We start from the raw sequence: 19,600 nt of genomic DNA, 5'->3' as shown, positions 1-19,600 counted from the left end.
CGATTTTCGCGCTGAGTCTCGCGGCGTCGGAAGTCACGGCGGCCGCCGCACCGCCGGATCCGGCGACCGCCGAGCTGACCCTCATCCCTGGGCAAGGGGATGGCCTCCGGGGCGGCCACCGCCGCCAACTCGAACAACGCCATCCCGCCCCGCGGCACGGGATCGCCTCCAGCGCCGGCCCATCTGCTGTTCGCGGCCGCCGCCACGGTCGGCGCCGCGGCGTTGCTCGCGCTCACCGCCCTGTCCCCCGCGCGGACCGACGCCGGATCCGGCCGCGTATACCGGGTACCGTCGGACACCTGTGCCGACCGAAAAACCCCGACCCCGTGGAGCGCATCCGGTGAATTCGCATGACCGCCGCGGAGTATCCCGCCGCGCCCTGCTGAGAGGAGCAGCCGCGCTCACCGCCGGCGCGGGCGCCCTGACGTCCACCCCGCCCGCGGGGGCCTATCCGGCGGATTGGGACGGCCTGCGAAAGCGATTGCAGGGCACGCTGTCACTTCCCGGCGATGGCGACTACCGCTCCGCCGCACAGCTTTTCGATCCGCAGTTCGACTCGCAGACCCCTGCCGCCGTGGTTCAGGCCACCGGCGAACCGGATGTGCTGGCCGCCACCACCTTCGCACGCGATCACCGGCTCCCACTGGCCGTCCGTGCGGGCGGCCACTCGTATGTCGGCGCCTCGGCGACTACCGGCGCGGTGGTGATCGACCTGCGCGGCCTGTCCGCCATCACCCCCGACGGGGATCGGGTCACCATCGGCGCCGGGGCCACCGCCCACGCGGTGCTGGCCGCGCTGAACGCATCGGGCAGATCGCTGCCGCTGGGCACCTGCCCCACGGTCGGCGTCGCCGGACTCACCCTCGGCGGTGGTATCGGCGTCGACTCGCGCCGCTACGGCCTCGCCTGCGATCGGCTGGTCTCGGCGAACGTCGTACTGCCCGAAGGAGGTTCGGCGCAGACCTCCGCTACGCAGCTGCCGGGCCTATTCTGGGCGCTGCGCGGCGGCGGCGCCACCGCCGGCATCGTCACCTCACTGACCTACCGCACCTGCCCCGCCGAGAGCCGGGACATCGTGCGCCTGAGCTTCCCGGCCGGCGCGGCGGCACAGGTGCTCACCGGCTGGGCACGCTGGCAGCCGATCGCGGCCCGCACGGTCTGGTCGAACGTCGAAATATCCTCGGCGGCGGGCGAACTCGGCTGCGCGGTGCTGATCGTCACGCCCGCCGGACAGGGCGCCGCCGCCGGGGCCGCGCTCACCGCCGCCGCGGGCGCCACACCCACCGGCATCAATCGCCGGACCCTCGACCACATGGCGGCCGTCGACGATCTCGGCGGCGGCTCGACCACGCCACGCTCGACGAAGGTTGCCGGATCCGATGTGCTGGCCGAGCTGACCGCGGCGGTCGCGACCACCATCGTGGATATCGTCACTGCCCGATCCCGTTCGGGCGCATCCGGTTACGTCCTGATCGATCCGCTCGACGGCGCCGTCCGCGACACCGCCGCGGACGCCTCGGCCTTCCCCTGGCGCTCCCACGCCGCCACCCTGCAGTGGATCGTGGACGCCCCCGACGACCCCGCCGCCGCCCGCGACTGGATCACCGGCGCTCATCGCATCCTGGGGTCCGCGAGCGCCGGGGCGTACGCCAACTACATGGAACCACCGGCCGATCCGGCGCGCTACTACGCGGGCAACCTCGACCGCCTGCGCGCGGTGCGACGCAGCGTGGACCCGGACGGGCTGTTGCGCTCGGGGATCGACTGGTAGGCCACCGCGCGCTGCCGTAATCCGCTGGACCCGAGCGGATTACGGCAGACCCCGGCTACGGGCACGCCGGGAACCCGCCCTCAGATGCGTTCCTTGGACCGGGTGCGCACCCGCAGCGCGATCGGCTTCTGCGTCTCGGCGAAGAAGTCGTTGCCCTTGTCGTCCACGACGATGAAGGCCGGGAAGTTTTCGACCTCGATCTTCCAGACCGCCTCCATGCCGAGCTCCTGATACTCCAGGACCTCGACGGATTTGATGCAGTCCAGCGCCAGCCGCGCGGCGGGGCCGCCGATGGAACCGAGGTAGAACCCGCCGTGCTCCTTGCACGCCCGGGTGACCTGCGCGGACCGATTTCCCTTGGCCAGCATGACGAACGAGCCGCCCGCGGCCTGGAACTGGTCGACGTAGGAGTCCATGCGCCCGGCCGTGGTGGGACCGAACGAACCCGAGGCGTAGCCGTCGGGCGTCTTGGCCGGTCCGGCGTAGTAGACGGCCATATCGCGCAGGTACTGCGGCATTTCCTCGCCCGCGTCCAGGCGCTCCTTGATCTTGGCGTGCGCGATGTCGCGGGCCACGACCAGTGGCCCGGTCAGCGAGAGCCGGGTCTTCACGGGGTATTTCGACAGCTCGGCGCGGATCTCGGACATCGGCCGGTTCAGGTCGACCTCGACGACGTCGCCGCCGAGGATGGCGTCGGTCTGCTCCGGAAGATACTGCGCCGGTTCGCGTTCGAGCTGCTCGAGGAAGACGCCCTCGGGGGTGATCTTCGCCAGCGCCTGGCGGTCGGCCGAGCACGACACCGCGATTGCCACCGGGCAGCTCGCGCCGTGCCGCGGCAGCCGGATGACGCGCACGTCGTGGCAGAAGTACTTGCCGCCGAATTGCGCTCCGATGCCGAAGGATTGGGTGAGCTTGAACACCTCCTGCTCGAGCTCGAGGTCCCGGAAGCCGTGCGCGGCCATGGATCCTTCGGTCGGCATGGTGTCCAGATAGTGCGCCGAGGCGTATTTGGCCGTCTTCAGGGCGAACTCGGCCGAGGTGCCGCCGATGACGACTGCAAGGTGGTAGGGCGGGCAGGCGGCGGTGCCCAGCGAGCGGATCTTCTCGTCGAGGAACTCGAGCATCCGCTCCGGGTTCAGGATCGCCTTGGTCTCCTGGTACAGGAAGGACTTGTTGGCCGAGCCGCCACCCTTGGCCATGAACAGGAACTTGTACGCCGGATGCGCGGGATCCGTGGCGGTGGAATACAACTCGACCTGCGCAGGCAGGTTGGAGCCGGTGTTCTTCTCGTCCCACATGGTGATCGGGGCGAGCTGGGAGTAGCGCAGGTTCAGCTTCGTGTAGGCGTCGTAGACGCCGCGGCTGATCCATTCGGCATCGTCGGCTCCGGTCAGAACTCCCTCGGACTTCTTACCCATCACGATCGCGGTGCCGGTGTCCTGGCACATCGGCAGGATGCCGCCCGCGGAGATGTTGACGTTCTTGAGCAGGTCCAGCGCCACGAACCGGTCGTTGCCCGAGGACTCGGGATCGTCGATGATCTTGCGCAGCTGGGCCAGATGCGCCGGGCGCAGGTAGTGGCTGATGTCGTGCATCGCCTCGGCGGTCAGCATCCGCAGCACGTCGGGCTCGACCTGCAGGAACGTCCGCCCGCCCGCGCTGAAGGTGCTCACGCCCTCGGTGGTCAGCAGCCGGTACGGGGTCTCGTCCGCGCCGGTCGGCAGCAGATCCGAGTACAGGAACTCAGGCGCGGTCACGAATCGCACACTCCTCGAACTTTGGGGGCCTGGGCCGCCGCACGTGCGCGTCAGACGGCATTTCGCACTGTATCCAGCGGCCACCGCCGCCCATTTGTAAGGCAAACCTAATGACATATAGGTTGCACCTTCAACAGGGTGGGTGTACCTCTCATTGAGGGGGGTGAACGAACAACGGATGAAGGCGAAGGCGTGACGAGACGCGGTGTGGGTGCGGTAAAGGTTGTGGGCAATGTGAGCGCTACCAGCATGAACGATTACGGGCCTGGTGCAACATCGTGACTGAAACCCGCTGGCTCGACACCGTCGAGAGCCGGGCCTGGCTCGGGTTCGTGTTCACCCGGGACCTGATCGCCGCCGCCGTGGGCCGTGATTCGCTGCGCGCGGCGAACCTCACCTATGTGGAGTACACCGTGCTGGCGCGCCTGGCCGACGCGCCCGACCACCGGCGCAGCTTCGCCGAGCTGGCCGCGGTGCTCGAATGGTCGCAGAGCCGCCTGTCGCACCAGATCACCCGCATGGAGAAGCGCGGACTCGTTGCCCGCGAGTCGATTCCGGACGACGCCCGCCGCACCGCGGCCGTGCTCACCGGCAAGGGCTCCGACGTCCTGACCACCGCCGCGCCCGCGTACGTCGACAGCGTCCGGCGCAACATGATCGACGTGCTCGACCGTGATCAACTCGCCGCGCTGGCTGATATCTACGACACACTGCTCGACCATCATCGCGGCCCGTCGGACAGGCGGATCACCCCGGGAGACGGGAAGATCGGTAATCTCAACGGGCATGCGGGCTGAGTCACCGTCGTGCTATCAATGTTTCGTTTGGCAAGCAGCGGGTATCGGCTAAGACTAGGCTCGGCAAGGCATGCGAGATGCGGCCGTGTGCGAGCGACCCGAGGAGCAACCGACCTACCCTTACGGAAAGGGGCAGGAGTTTTCATGTCCGACGTGCCCACCGGCCTTTCGGCGGATTCGCTGCTGACCGGCCCGGTCGACAACCTGCTTCCGCAGCTGGTCGAGCATCTGCGTCAGAACCGCACCGAGCTGCGCGAGGAATGGGCGCGGCGCATCACCGACGCCCAGCTGCTGACCGCGATGACGCCCGAGGAGGTCTTCTCCGAGGCCACCTCGATCTACGACAACTATGTCGAGGTGCTCGAGACCGGTAGCGTCGAGGCCCTGCAGGCCTACGCCCGCGACCTGTCCGAGCGCATCATCCCGCGAGGCGTCGAGACCGACGAGGTCATCGGCATCGTGCTGTTGCTGCGAGATGTACTGGCCCGCAGCCTGTTCGAGAAGTACCAAACGGACTTCGAACTGCTCAAGAACGTGCTGGACGCGTACGAGCCCGCCGCGAACCGCATCGCCAACACTGTGGCCATCTCCTTCGTCCAGGAGCGCGAGCGCGTCATCCGCCAGCAGCAGGAGGCCATCCGCGAGCTCTCCACGCCAGTGCTGCAGGTGCGCGAGCAGCTGCTGATCCTGCCGATCATCGGTGTGCTGGACAGCCAGCGCGCCCGCCAGCTCACCGAACAGCTGCTGCGCGCGATCCGCGCGAATCGCGCGAAGGTCGTCGTCATCGACATCACCGGTGTGCCGATGATCGACTCCACGGTGGCCAACCACCTGGTGCAGACCGTCGACGCGTCGGGCCTGATGGGTGCGAACGTCATCCTCACCGGCCTGTCCTCGGAGATCGCGCTGGCGCTGGTGACCATCGGCCTGGACCTGACGAAGATGAACGCGGTCGGCGACCTGCAGGGTGGTATCGAAGAGGCGGAGCGATTGCTCGGATACGAGATCTCGCGCCTCACCGATCGCGACGGACGGTAACCCGGGGCGGGAATTATGCCTGTACCCATTCTGAAGCAGGGCACCTACCTGATCGCATCCGTGCAATCCGCGCTCACGGATGCCGATACCGAGCGCCTGCAGGACGACCTGATGACCTACGTCAGCAGGTACCGCGCGCAGGGAATCATCGTGGACGTCACCGCGATCGACGTAATGGACTCGTTCGCGGCACGCTCGCTGCGTACGATCGCCCATATGACCAAGCTGCGCGGCGCGGAGACGGTCATCGTCGGCCTGCAGCCCGAAGTCGCGTTCGCCATGGTCCAACTCGGCCTGACCTTCGAAGATATGCACACCGCCCTGGATCTCGAAGAGGGCCTGTCCTGGCTCAACAAGAAACTGAGCAGCGGCCGCCGCAACCAAGACGGAAATAACCGTGGTCGCTGACAATATGGTGATCGCGGTCAAGGTGTCGGGAGACATCGTTACCGCACGTCAGGCCGGGCGGGAACTAGCAGTGCAGCTTGGTTTCACCCTGACCGACATCACCATGATCTCCACGGCCATCTCGGAGATCGCCCGCAATATCACCAGTTACGCCGGCACCGGCGAGGTGCGGATCGCCGTGGAGGATCGCGAGGGACGCCGCGCACTGGTGGTGCAGGCCCACGATCAGGGGCCCGGCATCATCGACATTCCGCGTGCGCTGGAGGACGGCTATTCGACCGGGCACGGCCTGGGTCTCGGGCTGCCCGGTGCGAAGCGCCTCATGGACCGGCTGCTCATCGACTCGGCCCCCGGGCAGGGCACGCTGGTGGAGATGTGGAAGTGGGTACCCCGCGGTGCATGAAGACGGGCTCATCGGCACCATCGAATGGGCGACCGCGGGCCGCGCGCTCCCGGGACAGAAGGTGTGCGGCGACCGGGCGGTGGTGCTGGACGCGGGCGGCGATTCGGCGCTGTTCGCGGTGCTCGACGGCCTGGGGCACGGCCCCGCCGCCGCGGAAGCGGCCGACCGTGCCGCACAGGTACTTTCGGAGAACCGGGCCGAACCGCTGGACGTGCTGGCGGTGATGTGCCATCGCGCGATGACCGAAACCCGCGGCGCGGCACTGTCTCTCGCGAAGTTCATCTCCGGGGATCGGCTGGAATGGCTCGGGGTCGGCAATGTCGAGTCGCGCATCGTCGCGGCGGCGCCCGGCAAACCGGCGGTCCGCGCGGCCGCCCTGCTCACCGCGGGCATCGTCGGCTACCGGCTGCCGCCGAGCCTGCCCACCCAGATCGTGCCGGTGCGCCCGGGCGATCTGCTGCTGATGTCCACCGACGGCATCGTCAGCGACTTCGTCGACGGCATCGACCTGGCCCGGCCGACCGCCGAGATCACCGCCGACGTGCTGGCCAAACACTCCAAGGACACCGACGACGCGCTGGTGCTCGCCGCGCGCCAGCGCGGGCACACGGGTCTGGCGCCATGAGGGCAGCGCATGCCGGAGCCGAGCGCCAGCGAGGCGCGGGCATGAGCGGGCCGAGGCGGGTCACCGCCACCGGCAGGCCTCCACTATGACCAACGTGCTGGCCGAATTCCGCGAGGCATACACCAATGCCCTTCGCCTGCACCTGGATTCGCCGACCCAGTACACCCTCTCGGAGGGCTACGAGCTCGGCAGGCGCGCCCTCGTCGAGGGCGTCAGCATCCTGGACCTCACCGAACACCACTTCCGGCTGCTGGGGCAGTGGCATCTGCTGGCCTCGTCCGAACAGGTCCGCCAGCGCGGCGAGGATCCGGAATCCAACCGGACCGCGCTGGAATTCCTGCTGCAGACCCTCGCCGCGCTGGACGTGGCCACCCGCGGCTTCCTGGACAGCACCCGCTCCTACGAGCTGCAGCGGCTGCGCGCCGACGATCTCGAGGGCCGCGACGTCTTCCGCACCGCGCTGGTCGAATCGCTGCAGGACGGCTTCTTCGTGGCCGATTCGCGCGGCACCGTCACCGAGGTCAACTCGGCCTTCGGCGCGCTGACCGGATACGGCCCGGACGCGGTGCCGTACGCGGTGCCGCACCCCTGGGCGATCTCCGACGACTCGCACTATCCCGATCTGGGCACCGAGGCGGCCCGGTTCGTGATGCCGGTGCGGCACCGCGACGGCCGCCAGCTGTGGCTCGCGGTCAGCACCTCGTCGCTGATCCGTCCCGAGGACGACGAGCGGATCTTCGTCGGCACCATCCGCGACGTCACCGCCGAACACGACGCGCAGGCCCGCGACCAAGCCGTCTCGCGGCTGGCGACCGCGGTCGCCGCCTCCACCAGCGTGGTCGAGGTGCTCGCGGTCGGGCTCGAGGAGCTGCGCCACGCGATCGGCGCCGAGACCGCGGTCGTGTCGATGTGGCCGAACCGCCAGACCGGGCCTGAACTGTACGTCTCGGGCGGCGACGCTGCACAGTCGCGGCAGGTGCTCGACGCGCGGGCCCGTGCCCTGCTGGACCGGGTCCGGCTGCGACCCGGGCGCACGATGTTCGCGATCCCCGAGGGCGCGGCCAGCTCCGAGGGCATCGTGGCGCCGCTGGGCGAGACCGGCGACGCGGCGCTGTGGCTGCGCTTCGCCGCGCCGCGCGCGATCAGCCCGGGCGACTGGTCGCTGTTCTCGCTGCTGGTGGGGCAGCTCAGCCTGGCCGTGCAGCGCGCACGCAACTTCGATGCCGCCCGCTCGACCTCGCTGACCCTGCAGCGGGCCATGCTCGGACCGATCGAGCTGCCGCCGCGATTCTCGGTGCACTACGAGCCGGCGCTGCCGCCGCTCGAGATCGGCGGCGACTGGTACGACGTGGTGCAGCTGCGCGACGGCGCGATCGGCCTGGTGGTCGGTGACTGCGTCGGCCGTGGCCTGTCCGCGGCCGTCGTCATGGGCCAATTGCGCACGGCCGCACGGGCTCTGCTGCTGCGCGGCGCGGGCCCCGCGCAGCTGCTCGCCGAACTGGACACCGTTGCCGCCCGCATTCCGGGCGCCATGTGCACGACGGTGTGCGCGGCGATCCTGGACCCCGAGCGCGGCGTGCTGCGCTATTCGAACGCCGGGCACATGCCCCCGGTGCTGGCGGCGCCCGGCGCCAAGGGCCGGCTGCTCGAGGGCGGGCGCGGCGTGCCGCTGGCCACTTTCGACACCCAGCGCCCCGAGGCCACCACCGTCCTCGAGCCGGGCTCGACCCTGGTGCTGTTCACCGACGGCCTGGTCGAGCAGCGGGGCATCGACATCGATCTCCGCTTCGACGAGCTCGCCGACGAATTGTCCGGTGCGGCAGCGGATCTGCCGCGTGAGGTGGCCGACTCGGTGCTCTCGCGGCTGCGCCCGGCCGCGGGCTACGACGACGACGTCGCGATGGTCGTCTACCGGCAGCCGCCGCGCGCGCTGCGACTGGACGTGCCCGCCGAGGCAGGGCGGCTGGCCGAGCTACGGCGTGAGTTCGCCGCATGGCTCGGCGCCGCCGCGGTGCCGCACGAGCTGGCCACCGATCTGGTCGCCGCCGCGAACGAGGCGTGCTCCAACAGCATCGAGCACGCCTACCTCGGCGGCTCCCCCGGCCGCGTCGTGCTGTCCGCCGACTGCGCGCTGGACCAGGTCACCATCGAGGTGTCCGACAACGGCGTCTGGCGCCCGCTGCCGGACGATCCGGGCTACCGCGGGCGCGGCATCGCCATGATGCACGCGCTGACCGACGAGTTGGTGATCGACCACCTGGGCGTGGGCACCCGCGTGCATATGATGGCCAAACTGCCCGCCGAATCGTTCTCGGTCGCGAGCCGGATATGAATTCCCGGATCGGGTGCCGTAGCTGGGGTTTTCACATCGGAGAAAGCTACGAATCATCGGTGAATACGGCGGACGATGCGGCGCGGAGCGCTGGTTCATGGCAGATTGTCTTGATGTGACCAACACTTCCGGAGACGCGAACCCCCTCGCCGACGCGATGACCACATCGGTCTCGGTGCACGACGAAGCGACCGTCCTCACGGTGGCGGGTGAGGTCGATCTGGCGACCGCCCCGGCGCTGGAGAATGCGATCGAGGCAACGCTGGGCGGCAAGCCGGCGGCCGTGATCATCGATCTGTCCCAGGTGAGCTTCCTGGCCTCGGCCGGGATGGCCGCCCTCGTCGCCGCGCATCAGCGGGCGGGCGCCGACACCCGCATCGCCGTCGTCGCCGACGGCCCCGCCACCGGCCGCCAGCTCAAGATGACCAGCCTGGATCAGGTCTTCTCGTTGCATCCGACGCTGGAGGAAGCCCTGGCCGCGCTGCGCCGGGGATAGGCGGGCGCACCCGTCGTCCCGGCGTGCCGCCGGGACGGCAACCACCACCGACCGGACGATCGGGATCCCCACCGAGGGATCCCGATCGTCGTGTTCAGACCAGTTCGCGCAGCTGCTCGATCAGCTTCACCCGGTCGGCCGCCGTCTCGGCCATGGGCACCACGTTCAGCACGGTCACCCCCGCCTCGCGGAAGGCCTCCACCCGCTCGGCGACGAAGCTCGCCGAGCCGATCAGCGAGATGTCGCGTACCAGGTCGTCGGGCACGACCTTGGCGGCAGCCTCCTTCTCCCCCGACAGGTACAGCTCCTGGATGCGATCGGCCTCGGCGCCGTAGCCGTACTTGGTAGCCAGAGTGTGGTAGAAGTTCTTGCCCTTGGCCCCCATGCCGCCGATGTACAGCGCCAGATGCGGCTTGATGAACTCGCGCAGGCCCTCGACATTGTCGCCGATCGCGAGCGCGGGCCCGGCGAACACCTCGAGCTCGCCCAGCGCCGCCTCGCGCTTGGCCTTGCCCGCGCGCAGCGCGTCGCCCCACACGTCGTTCGCCTTCTCCGGCACGAAGAAGATCGGCTGCCAGCCCTCGGCGACCTCGGCGGCCAGCTCGACGTTCTTCGGCCCGAGCGCGGCCAGCAGCACCGGAATGCGCTCGCGCACCGGATGATTGATCAGCTTGAGCGGCTTGCCCAGCCCGGTGCCCCGCTCGGCCGGCAGCGGGATCGTGTAGTACTTGCCCTGGTGCTCCAGGCGCTCGCGCCGCCACACCTTGCGGCAGATCTCGATGACCTCGCGGGTGCGGCCGATCGGCGCGTCGTATGGCACGCCGTGGAAGCCCTCGATCACCTGCGGGCCCGAGGCGCCCAGGCCGAGGATGTAGCGACCGTCCGAGACGTAGTCCAGGCCGGCCGCGGTCATCGCGGTCAGGGTGGGGGTGCGAGTGTAGAGCTGCAGGATGCCCGAGGCCAGCTGCACGCGCTCGGTCTTGGCCGCCAGGTACCCGAGGGCGCTGACCGCGTCGTAGGAGTACGCCTCCGGGACGAACACGATGTCCAGGCCCGCCCGCTCCAGATCGGCGACCTCGGCCGCGACCTCCTTGAAGCCCCCCGCATAATTGATGCCCAATCCGATACGCATGAACGACAACCTACTGACACCGGGTACGGCCGCCCAGCAGGGGTCGTGACAGGCGGTGACGAGGGTCCCGGTACGGTTGTCCCAGGACGCATACGCCCGGGTAGTACGCGCCGATCGATCACCGAAACGGGAGGCCCCGCAGCATGTCTCAGGACACCGCATCGTCCACCGCCGCCACGACCTTCGGGGATGCGGCGATCGGGCGGTACCTGGACGATCTGGCGGCCAAGATCCCCGCCCCCGGCGGCGGCGCGGTGGCCGCGCTGCATGCCGCGCAGGGCGCTGCGCTCGTGGCCATGGTGGCCCGCTACACCACCCGCGCCAAGGATGCCGACAACCGTCCGGTCGTGGACCGCATCATCGCCGCCGCCGACGCCGCCCGCGCCCGCTCGCTGGCCTTGGCCGACGCCGACGCCGCGGCGTTCACCGCCGTCGGCGCGGCCTACAAGCTGCCCAAGGACACCGACGAGCAGGGCGCCGCGCGCGCCGCGGCCATCGGCGCCGCCCTGCTGGAGGCCGCCCGGGTGCCCGCCGCGGTGGTCGCCGAGGCCGACGAGATCCTTTCCCTCGCAGCCGATCTGCTCCCCATCGGCAACCCGAACGTGGTCACCGATATCGGTGCGGCCGCCGACGCGGCGCGCGCCGCGGCCACCAGCTCGCGGCTCAATATCGCCATCAACGTGGCCTCGCTCGGCGCGGAACAGGGCGCGGAGTTCGCCCCGGTGCTGCAGCGGATCGACGAGCTCACCGCCCGCGCGGACGCCGTGCACGCCGACGTGATCGCGGCAATCACCCGCTGAGCGCGCCATAACGGCCCCGTCCTGGGCATCCCCCTTCCGCTCGGCTCGAGACGGGCATCCGGCATGCACACGGGCCCTCGCACGCCGCGGCACGACATGCGGTAGTTTGGTAACGATGCGAGCACTTTTTGTAGATCGACATGATCATGGCGCATTAAAATGAAATGCCTCATAACCACACCATCCGAAGGGGGTGGGGCATGCGGCACATGATTCGTCATGGTTATTTCGCGCTAGCGATCGCGGCCCTCGCGACAATCACCACGGGCACCGCGGCGGCGGCATTCGTCGCGCCCCAATCGCAGTTACCTGCCGTGCAATCCATATCACCATCGAACGGTGCACTGGTGGGTATCGCCGATCCGGTCACGATCGATTTCGCAGCACCCGTGGCCGATCGCGCGTTCGCCGAGCGGGCCGTCACCGTCAGCGCCGATCGACCGTTGGCCGGGGCGTATGCCTGGAACGGCAACCGCGAACTGGTCTGGACGCCGACCCGATATCTCCCGGTGGACACGCAATTCACCGTCCGCGCGGGTACCGCGCACACCCAATTCCGCAGCAACGGCGGCACGCGCGCCGACGCCGATATGTCCGCGCACACATTCACCGTATTCCTGCCCGGTCAGGGACCCCGGGTGATGCTCGCTTCGATGGGTAAACCCGGACACGAAACACCGGTCGGCACGTTTCCCGTCCTGGAACGGCAGTCGCACGTCATCATGGATTCCAGCACCATCGGTATTCCGGTGAACAGCTCCGAGGGTTATCGTCTCGACGTCTATTACGCCGAACGGCTCACCTGGGGTGGGGTTTACGTCCATTCCGCACCGTGGTCGGTCAACCAGCAGGGCCACTCGAATGTCAGTCACGGTTGCATCAACCTCGCACCCGCGGACGCCCAGTGGTACTACAACAATGTAGGAATCGGCGACCCGGTCACCGTGCACTGGTGACCTGAGTTCGCCACGGAAACCTAGGCGCGGCTCGCGGCCGCGGCATCCACGACGTGCCGCATCAGCAGGGCGGTCGTCACCGGGCCCACGCCACCGGGCACCGGGCTCAGCGCGCTCGCCCTGCCCCGCACCGATTCAGCATCCACGTCGCCGACGATCTTTCCGTCGGGCCCCTCGTTGGTGCCCACGTCGATGACCACCGCGCCCTCGCGCACGTGCTCGCCCGTGATGAGCCCGGCGCGGCCCGCGGCGGCGACCACGATATCGGCGGCCCCGGTGACCGCCGCCAGATCCGTTGTGCGGGAATGGCAGACGGTGACGGTCGCATCCTCGGCGAGCAGCAGCTGGGCCAGCGGCTTGCCGACCACGTTGGAGCGCCCCACCACCGCGACATGCTTTCCGGCGAGCGGAATGTCGTGATGTTTGGCCAGTTCCACGACCGCCTCGGAGGTGGCCGGGGGGAATCCGGGCAGGCCCGCGGCCAGCAGCCCCAGCGAATGCGGGCTCACGCCGTCGACATCCTTGGCCGCGGCGATCGCGAGGCTGACATCCCGCAGGGCGACACCGGCGGGCAGCGGCGTCTGCAGCATGACCGCATCCACCGCGATATCCGCGCACAGCGCGCGCAGCTCGGCGCGGATCGCGTCGGCCGTGGTGTTCGGGCCCAGATCGACCGTGTCGCAGTCGATTCCGAGGCGCTCGGCGGCGCGCTGCAGCGATTTCACGTACCACCCGCTGGCCGGGTCGTCGTTCGCGACCACCAGCACCAGCCGCGGCGCGGCTCCGCGTTCGGCGAGCGCGGCGGCGCGCTGCTTGGAATCGGCATTGAGGGCGGCGGCGAGATCCTTGCCGGTGAGCGAAATGGTTTCCACGAACCCACACCCTATCCGGCCGCCCGCCGGACCCGCGCTCCGGGCGCGCCGTTCGGCAACCCAACCGCTACCGACATGAAACCGTGAATGTCGCAACGCCAAATCCTCGCCGGCCGACCATTCCGGTCGTATCGTGGTGGCGATCGAGCTCGAGCCAATTGCCAGCTACACATGCGTCACCCCGTTCTTTCCGGAAAGGTGTCGACAGCAGTGAAGATCGCAAGGCGTGTCAAAGCTCTCGTCGCGGCCGGTTCGGCCGTGCTCGCCATCGCCGGACCTCTGACGGGCATCGCGTCCGCCGAACGCACCGCCGCCGTCCCGGCGCTCGCCAGTCCCCTCTACGCGCAGGTCCAGGACAGTTTCATCGGCGGCAACGACGCCGCCGGGCTGGCCGGGCTCCGCACCATGGTCGGTGCGGCCCCCGACAACCCGCAGGCCTTGGCGATCCAGGCGATCTGGGCCGACTACGCCGGGGATCTGGTCACCCGCGAGACCGCGTTCGCCAGGCTGAACGTGATCGATCCGGGAATGGCCGCCGGGGCGCGGGGCGTGCTTGGCGCCATCGGCGCAGGCGTCGGCACCCTGCCGAATCCGATTCCAGCGATGATCGACGCGCAGACCGCCCTGGTGGTGCTCGGCTTCGGCCTGCTTCCCGACGGCACCATGCGGTCCGAGCTCGTGAACCGGCTGGAGGCGGCGTGGCTGCAGGCCGTCGCCGCGCCCGCGTCCACGATCGTCGTCACCGGCGGCGCCCCGCACAACGGCGTGACCGAGGCCGCCGCGATGGCGGGCTGGCTGATCGGGCACGGCATTCCGCCCTCGCGCATCCTGGTGGAGGATCGCTCGGGGTCGACCGTGCAGAACGCACTGTTCAGCACCCGGCTCATGCGCGCCCGCGGGATCGGCGGCGCCGTGGTCATCACCTCGCCCAACCACATTCGCCGGGCCGTGACCGATTTCATCGTCGCGGGCACCCGGGTGGTGGGCGCGATGACCTCGCCGAATTCGATCATCTCCTCGCTGGTCCCGCCGTCCAAGGCCGCGCAGTGGGGCATGTACGTGGATGCGGTGCATACGTTCCTGCCGAGTTCGTAGGGCCGGGCTGGGCGGCCCGTCGGTGCGACGTGCCGCCGGAATGCACGGCCGCGACACGAAATCTGGCCCGGGTCCCGGCACCGCCCGCCGGGATGACCTGGGTCGCCGCACGTCGGACACAATGATTCGGTGACGACGGCCGACAACGGAGCCCTGGTCGCCCGGCTGAGGGCGGCAGGGTGCGTATTCGCCGAGCAGGAGGCTGACCTGCTGACCGACGCCGCTTCGAGCGCGGCCGAGCTCGAAGCGCTGGTGACGCAGCGGGTTTCGGGAACCCCGCTGGAATATCTACTGGGCTGGACGGAATTTCGTGGGCTGCGGGTGGCGGTGCGCCCGGGCGTTTTCGTGCCACGGCAACGCACCGGCTTTCTCGTCGAGCGCGCCGTCTCGCATGCGCTCGGACAGGAGAGTGGCACGGCGCGCGTCGTGCTCGACATGTGTTGCGGCTGCGGTGCGCTCGGGCTGGCCGTGGCCACCGAGCTGTCCGCCGCCGGAATTCCCGTCGAGCTGGCCGCGAGCGATGTCGAGCCCGCCGCCGTGGCCTGCGCCCGCGACAACCTGGCACCACTCGGCGCGGCCGTGTACCAGGGTGATCTGTTCGCCCCGCTCCCGGCAGATCTGGCCGGGCGGGTCGATCTGCTGCTCGCCAACGTGCCGTACGTGCCGACAGCGGGAATCGCCGAGATGCCACCCGAGGCCCGCGATCACGAACCGCGCACCGCCCTGGACGGCGGCGCGGACGGCCTCGACGTTTTCCGTCGAGTCGCCGCGGCCGCGCCGCGATGGCTCGCGCCCGGTGGCGCGCTGCTGGTGGAGGCGAGCCGCGCGCAAGTACCGCTGGCCACGGAAATCCTTGCACACCAAGGGCTTACACCGGTCGTAGCCGAATCCGAGGAGCTTTACGCGACCGTCGTCCTGGGCATCTCACCCCCGCCGGGCGCGCCGCCTCAGGGCGCACCGACGACAGAACTGCCTCGCTGACGGTCACGATGCCGAACCCGAAGCGGTTCAGACAGATTCGCGGCTGTGCGGGAAATCAGGACCGACGGATGGCGGGATCGGACTGCCCCGGAGTATGACCCGGCGGATAGGTACCGCCTCCGGTCTGGGGAGACCCCTGGCCTGGCTGCGGGTAACCGCCATCGGTCGGGGGCTGCTGGTAACCGCCGGGCTGCGGCTGTCCGTATGCACCCGCCAGCGGCGGTTGCTGGTATGCGCCACCGGGCTGGGGCTGTTGGAAGGCTCCGGGCCGGCCCGGGAACATCATCGGGGGCTGGCCGGGGCCCAGGGCCTGGATTCGCTGGGTGATCGCGTCGATGCTGGTCTGCACGCCCTGCAGCCCGGCTTCGAAGGCGACGGGATCGGGTTTGGTTGTCGCGGAGGCGTATTGGGCGACGCCGGCCTCGACCGCTTCGACGGAGGCGGTGGCGTCGGGCAGGGCCTGGTCCCGGTGGGGCTGCGGCAGTGCGGCGATGGCGATCAGGTGGTTGTCCACCGCGAGGGCCGACTGTTCCAGTCCCGCACGTAGATTCACGCTCGCGGCGGTGTCGTAGGCGTTGACCGTGTGCAGCGCGCGCACCGCGTCGCGCAGGCGCCGGTGCAGCTTGGCCTCGGGGTCGTGCGAGCCCGCCCACGACGGTGGCGCGAGAGAGGGCATGCCCGGCACCACCTGATTGTCGTAGGCGATCGACTGCTTCTGATGGCGCCCGATCACCATCAGAATCGCGACCACACCGCCGACCAGCACCAGCAGCGCCAGCACGATCAGCAACAGGCTCAATCCCACGGTTACCTCCGCCGGGTCTTCGGATGATAAGAGTGATGCACGCTTGTACTCGCGCCGCTGTGGCCGTGGAACTTCATGAACAGTACAACCGCCACGATCACCACGATCAGCGCCACCGTGACCGCGATCGCGATCTTGACCTTGCTCCAGGGCCGATCACCGGACACCTGACCGGTCAGGCCGTTGATGTACACGTTGAACGGCTGATTCATATAGATCACGGTCAGCAGCCAGATCGGCAGCAGCACATGCTTGAACGCCAGCGAGTTCCAGTTCGAATTCAGCGAGTGGATGCGCTGCTGATCGCCGCCGATGTCCCGGCGGACGGTGTGCTCGATCTCGCGTTCCATCTCCGCACGCGCCTCGGGCAGCGACTCCTCGGCGTCGTAGTCGTAGGTGCGTGCCAGATGCCCGGCCACGTACTCCGGCGAGTAGGAGGTCGCCTCCACAATCGGCCACGGCTCGAGCGCCTTGACGCGGCCGCGATCCACCGCGTCGTTGGCCAGCACCGGCACGTCGGCGAACTGGTTCGCGACCTCGCCCTGCACCGGATACCACTGCACCCGGGTGATCGTCTGCAGGTCTCCGTCGTCGTCGCGATAGGTCTCGGTGTACTCGATGCCGCGCTCGCCCTGGTACCAGGTGTAGGTGTCGGCGTCGTAGGCGAAGTAGGCGTGATAGACGCTCGCGAACGAGCCGACCCGCTTGTACTTCTTGAACTGGCTCGGCGCGAACCAACGGCCCGAGACCCACTTCTCCACCAGCTCCCGCGCGTTCTTCTCATCGACGCGGAACGGCACCACGCCGTCGACCGGCAACCGCGCGGGCGCGTTGTGCACGTCGTCGCGCTGGATCGGGGTGGCGCAGTACGGGCACCTCGTCGCGGTCAGGCTGCCGACGAACGAGGTTGTGCCGCCACAGCTCTGGCATTTGATCTCGTGATTGCCGGTGACCTGCGGCCCCGACGTGGTGGCCTGCAGCGCACGCAACTCACCCATCGCCGCTCGCAGATCGCGCGTGGTCACCGGCCCACGCGGCGCCTGAATCTCGGAGTAGTTGCCACAGCTCGGGCACCGCAACTGCTGGCTGGCGATATCGAACTGCAACTGCCCGCCGCACGCCGAGCACGGATAGGTGCGGGTGTGCTCGGTGCTGTGCAGCATGGCCCTGTCGGGTTGCGGTGCAGGCGGTTTCGGAGCGGGGGGCTGCGGCGCACCAGCGGCGGCCGCGGGGTTGATGCTCACACCCATGACACCCGCCGGCGGAGTGAACGGCCGACCGGCAGCGGGCATCGGTGGTGGGTAACCACCCGGAGCGCCGCCCGGACCCCCGGGGGCGGGATTGGCAGGTGCGCCACCGGGCCCGGGGTAACCACCCGGAATCGGAGGCGGACCACCGAACTGCTGTGGCGCACCAGGATTCGGCACACCGCGATTCGGCGCACCGGGCGGCATCGTCGAGCCGCCAGAAACGGGTGGTGCGTAACCCTGCTGCGGACCACCCCAAACCGGCACCGCGGGCGAACCAGGCAATGGCGCACCCGGGCCGGCCGGCGGCGCTGACGGTGCGCCCGATCCGGAGTAGTTCACTGGACCCTGCGGCGTGGCCGGGCCACCGGATACGGAGAAGTTCACAGGCGATTGCGCACCCCACGGCGGGGCAGCACTATCGCGCTGCGGCGCAGGCGAATTCACACCCGGTGGCAGTGAGTCGCCCGGCCTCTGCGGACCGGCCGGCCCCCCGGGTACGGAAAGGTTCGGGGGCGGCTGCGCGCCCATGGGTGGAGCGCCCCTCTCACCTTGCGGCGCAGGCGAATTCGTCCACGGTGGCGGAGGGAAATTACCCGGCGGTGGATAACCGCCCGCCGGTCCGCCGCCCCCGGGCAGGGGCGGCGGATGGTGATCCGCATTCTGTTCAGGATTGTTCATCGCTCCCCCGGGACCGAACTGACATGCAACGACCGGCCGGACCTACTGCGCGGACGGCGGCGGGGGCGGGGTGCCTGGAAGGGGCGGCGGGCTGTTGAACAGGCCGGCCAGTGCGGGCACCGTCTCGGCCGCGGCCCAGGCGGACATCCCGGTCGACCATACGTTGGTCTGGGGGGTGAGCTGACCGCTGGTGACGAACTGGCGCAGCTGGTCGAGCGGGTACGGACCGGCGGCCTGACCGTTGAGCTCGACGTGGAACTGCTGCTGCGAGGGCAGCGGCGGTGGGGGCGGGGGCGTCTGGCCGTAGCCGGGCTGCTGCGGTGGATAGCCCGGCTGCTGCGGGTAGCCGCCCTGCGGCGGGTATCCGGGCTGCTGCTGCGGATAGCCCTGCTGGGGGTATTGCGGTGCGAGCCCGCCCTGCATGTTCCCGGCCATCTGGCCGCCGATCACGACGCCCATCCCCGCCTGCATGGCCGCGCCCATCGCGTTGCCGCCGCCCTCGTTCTGCGCGGCCGCGAGCATCGCATCCGCGGCCTGAGCCTGGGTGTAGCGATTCAGATCGCCGACGTTGCTGAGGAATCCACCGGCCTCCACGCCGCGCGCCACACCGCGCGTCATGGCCTGCTGGATCTCCTCCGGCAGCGAGATGGACATGGTGATCGCGTCGATGCCGATGCCGAACGACTGCACCCGCTGGGCGACGAATTCACGCAGCTGATCGGACAATTGGACCTGACGGCCCTGCAGATCGATGGCGCCCAGTCCACTGGCCAGCACCATGTCCGAGAAGGCCAGCGCGATATTGCGCCGGATCATCTCGGTGATCTGCTCCATGTCCACGACGCTCTCGGTGCCGATCACCTGACGCAGGAACGCGGCCGGATCGATCACCCGCACGATGGTGGTGCCATTCGCGCGCACCTGCACCATCTTGAAGTCGGGATCGCGCACGGTGACCGGCTGCGGTGTGCCCCAACGCAGATCGGTCACCGGACGGGTGTTGATGTAGTAGACCTCGGACCGGAATGGGCTGTTGAAGCCGTACTTCCACCCCTGCAGCGTGGACATGATCGGCATGTTCTCGCTGACCAGCTGGTAATGCCCGGGCCGGTACTGATCCGCGAGCTGGCCACGGTAGACGAACAGGGCGTGCTGCCCCTCACGCACGATCAGCTGCGCGCCGTTCTTGATCTCGTTGTCATACCGCGGAAAACGCCATGCCAGCGTCGTATTCGTCTCATCGAGCCACTCGATGATATCGATGAACTCGTTGCGAATCTTGTCCATCAGGCCCATGCTTGCCTCCGTCCTCCCTCGGGCAGCACCGCACCCGCCCACTCGGCGAGTATGTCACAGGTGGGACAGACTCCGAACGCCCCGTATTCCGCGGCATCGGCTCGGGAG

General features: G+C 69.3%; 19 protein-coding genes. 13 read left to right on the top strand and 6 right to left on the bottom strand.

Going from position 1 to position 19,600, the window contains the following annotated elements; translation table 11 throughout:
* The first annotated feature begins 99 nt into the window (after nt 1-99).
* Complete coding sequence (locus tag KO481_RS10755) at nt 100-354, top strand: hypothetical protein (RefSeq protein ID WP_215916911.1); 255 nt, start codon at nt 100-102, stop codon at nt 352-354.
* Nucleotides 341-1,771 (top strand): FAD-binding oxidoreductase, encoded by a 1,431-nt coding sequence (locus KO481_RS10750; RefSeq protein WP_215916910.1) that lies wholly within the window; start codon nt 341-343, stop codon nt 1,769-1,771. Before KO481_RS10755 ends, KO481_RS10750 begins: the two co-directional genes overlap by 14 nt.
* Nucleotides 1,772-1,851: 80 nt before the next feature.
* Here the strand turns inward: KO481_RS10750 and KO481_RS10745 are convergent, their stop codons facing one another.
* Nucleotides 1,852-3,528, bottom strand: coding sequence for a fumarate hydratase (locus KO481_RS10745; RefSeq protein ID WP_215916909.1), 1,677 nt, complete (start codon nt 3,526-3,528; stop codon nt 1,852-1,854).
* 278 nt (nt 3,529-3,806) lie between these two features.
* Between KO481_RS10745 and KO481_RS10740 the strand changes: the two genes are divergently transcribed.
* From KO481_RS10740 to KO481_RS10710, 7 genes are all read left to right on the top strand, one after another.
* A complete protein-coding gene (locus KO481_RS10740; RefSeq protein ID WP_215916908.1) occupies nt 3,807-4,325 on the top strand; it encodes a MarR family winged helix-turn-helix transcriptional regulator in 519 nt (172 codons plus the stop codon).
* Nucleotides 4,326-4,469: 144 nt separating this feature from the next.
* The gene (locus KO481_RS10735; protein WP_215916907.1) at nt 4,470-5,363 is read left to right on the top strand and encodes an STAS domain-containing protein; all 894 of its coding nucleotides are present in this window, start codon (nt 4,470-4,472) and stop codon (nt 5,361-5,363) included.
* A 15-nt stretch (nt 5,364-5,378) separates the two neighbouring features.
* Nucleotides 5,379-5,771, top strand: coding sequence for an STAS domain-containing protein (locus KO481_RS10730; RefSeq protein ID WP_215916906.1), 393 nt, complete (start codon nt 5,379-5,381; stop codon nt 5,769-5,771).
* A 4-nt stretch (nt 5,772-5,775) separates the two neighbouring features.
* The gene (locus tag KO481_RS10725; protein WP_215917333.1) at nt 5,776-6,174 is read left to right on the top strand and encodes an ATP-binding protein; all 399 of its coding nucleotides are present in this window, start codon (nt 5,776-5,778) and stop codon (nt 6,172-6,174) included.
* Complete coding sequence (locus tag KO481_RS10720; RefSeq protein ID WP_215916905.1) at nt 6,167-6,799, top strand: SpoIIE family protein phosphatase; 633 nt, start codon at nt 6,167-6,169, stop codon at nt 6,797-6,799. Before KO481_RS10725 ends, KO481_RS10720 begins: the two co-directional genes overlap by 8 nt.
* A gap of 85 nt (nt 6,800-6,884) precedes the next feature.
* The gene (locus KO481_RS10715) at nt 6,885-9,131 is read left to right on the top strand and encodes a SpoIIE family protein phosphatase (protein ID WP_215916904.1); all 2,247 of its coding nucleotides are present in this window, start codon (nt 6,885-6,887) and stop codon (nt 9,129-9,131) included.
* Nucleotides 9,132-9,288: 157 nt separating this feature from the next.
* Nucleotides 9,289-9,627: an STAS domain-containing protein gene (locus tag KO481_RS10710; RefSeq protein ID WP_215917332.1), complete on the top strand. Its 339-nt coding sequence runs from the start codon at nt 9,289-9,291 to the stop codon at nt 9,625-9,627.
* 94 nt (nt 9,628-9,721) lie between these two features.
* On the opposite strand, the gene KO481_RS10705 is transcribed toward KO481_RS10710, so the two are convergent.
* Nucleotides 9,722-10,759 carry an LLM class F420-dependent oxidoreductase gene (locus tag KO481_RS10705; RefSeq protein ID WP_215916903.1) on the bottom strand — a complete coding sequence of 346 codons (1,038 nt, stop codon included), beginning with the start codon at nt 10,757-10,759 and terminating at the stop codon, nt 9,722-9,724.
* A gap of 143 nt (nt 10,760-10,902) precedes the next feature.
* Here KO481_RS10705 and KO481_RS10700 point away from each other — a divergent pair, with 143 nt between their 5' ends.
* Nucleotides 10,903-11,559: a cyclodeaminase/cyclohydrolase family protein gene (locus KO481_RS10700; RefSeq protein WP_215916902.1), complete on the top strand. Its 657-nt coding sequence runs from the start codon at nt 10,903-10,905 to the stop codon at nt 11,557-11,559.
* A 200-nt stretch (nt 11,560-11,759) separates the two neighbouring features.
* Complete coding sequence (locus KO481_RS10695) at nt 11,760-12,515, top strand: L,D-transpeptidase (RefSeq protein ID WP_215916901.1); 756 nt, start codon at nt 11,760-11,762, stop codon at nt 12,513-12,515.
* A 20-nt stretch (nt 12,516-12,535) separates the two neighbouring features.
* Here the strand turns inward: KO481_RS10695 and KO481_RS10690 are convergent, their stop codons facing one another.
* Entirely contained in the window at nt 12,536-13,387 is an 852-nt protein-coding gene (locus tag KO481_RS10690) for a bifunctional 5,10-methylenetetrahydrofolate dehydrogenase/5,10-methenyltetrahydrofolate cyclohydrolase (RefSeq protein ID WP_215916900.1), read from the bottom strand.
* A 210-nt stretch (nt 13,388-13,597) separates the two neighbouring features.
* Between KO481_RS10690 and KO481_RS10685 the strand changes: the two genes are divergently transcribed.
* The gene (locus tag KO481_RS10685; RefSeq protein ID WP_308166497.1) at nt 13,598-14,482 is read left to right on the top strand and encodes a YdcF family protein; all 885 of its coding nucleotides are present in this window, start codon (nt 13,598-13,600) and stop codon (nt 14,480-14,482) included.
* Between the two features lie 129 nt (nt 14,483-14,611).
* On the top strand, nt 14,612-15,463 hold the full coding sequence (locus tag KO481_RS10680; RefSeq protein WP_215916898.1) for a putative protein N(5)-glutamine methyltransferase: 852 nt from the start codon (nt 14,612-14,614) through the stop codon (nt 15,461-15,463).
* A 55-nt stretch (nt 15,464-15,518) separates the two neighbouring features.
* On the opposite strand, the gene KO481_RS10675 is transcribed toward KO481_RS10680, so the two are convergent.
* The 3 genes from KO481_RS10675 to KO481_RS10665 form a co-directional block, all read right to left on the bottom strand.
* Nucleotides 15,519-16,268 carry a hypothetical protein gene (locus KO481_RS10675; protein WP_215916897.1) on the bottom strand — a complete coding sequence of 250 codons (750 nt, stop codon included), beginning with the start codon at nt 16,266-16,268 and terminating at the stop codon, nt 15,519-15,521.
* A gap of 2 nt (nt 16,269-16,270) precedes the next feature.
* Nucleotides 16,271-17,518, bottom strand: a complete 1,248-nt coding sequence (locus KO481_RS10670; RefSeq protein WP_215917331.1) for a TFIIB-type zinc ribbon-containing protein — start codon at nt 17,516-17,518, stop codon at nt 16,271-16,273.
* 720 nt (nt 17,519-18,238) lie between these two features.
* Nucleotides 18,239-19,492: an SPFH domain-containing protein gene (locus tag KO481_RS10665; protein WP_215916896.1), complete on the bottom strand. Its 1,254-nt coding sequence runs from the start codon at nt 19,490-19,492 to the stop codon at nt 18,239-18,241.
* Between the last annotated feature and the right edge of the window lie 108 nt (nt 19,493-19,600).

The organism is Nocardia albiluteola (assembly GCF_018860155.1).
Classification (GTDB): Bacteria; Actinomycetota; Actinomycetes; order Mycobacteriales; family Mycobacteriaceae; genus Nocardia; species Nocardia albiluteola.
Note: the sequence above shows the minus strand (reverse complement) of the source record. Positions and strands in the feature narration are given on the sequence as shown.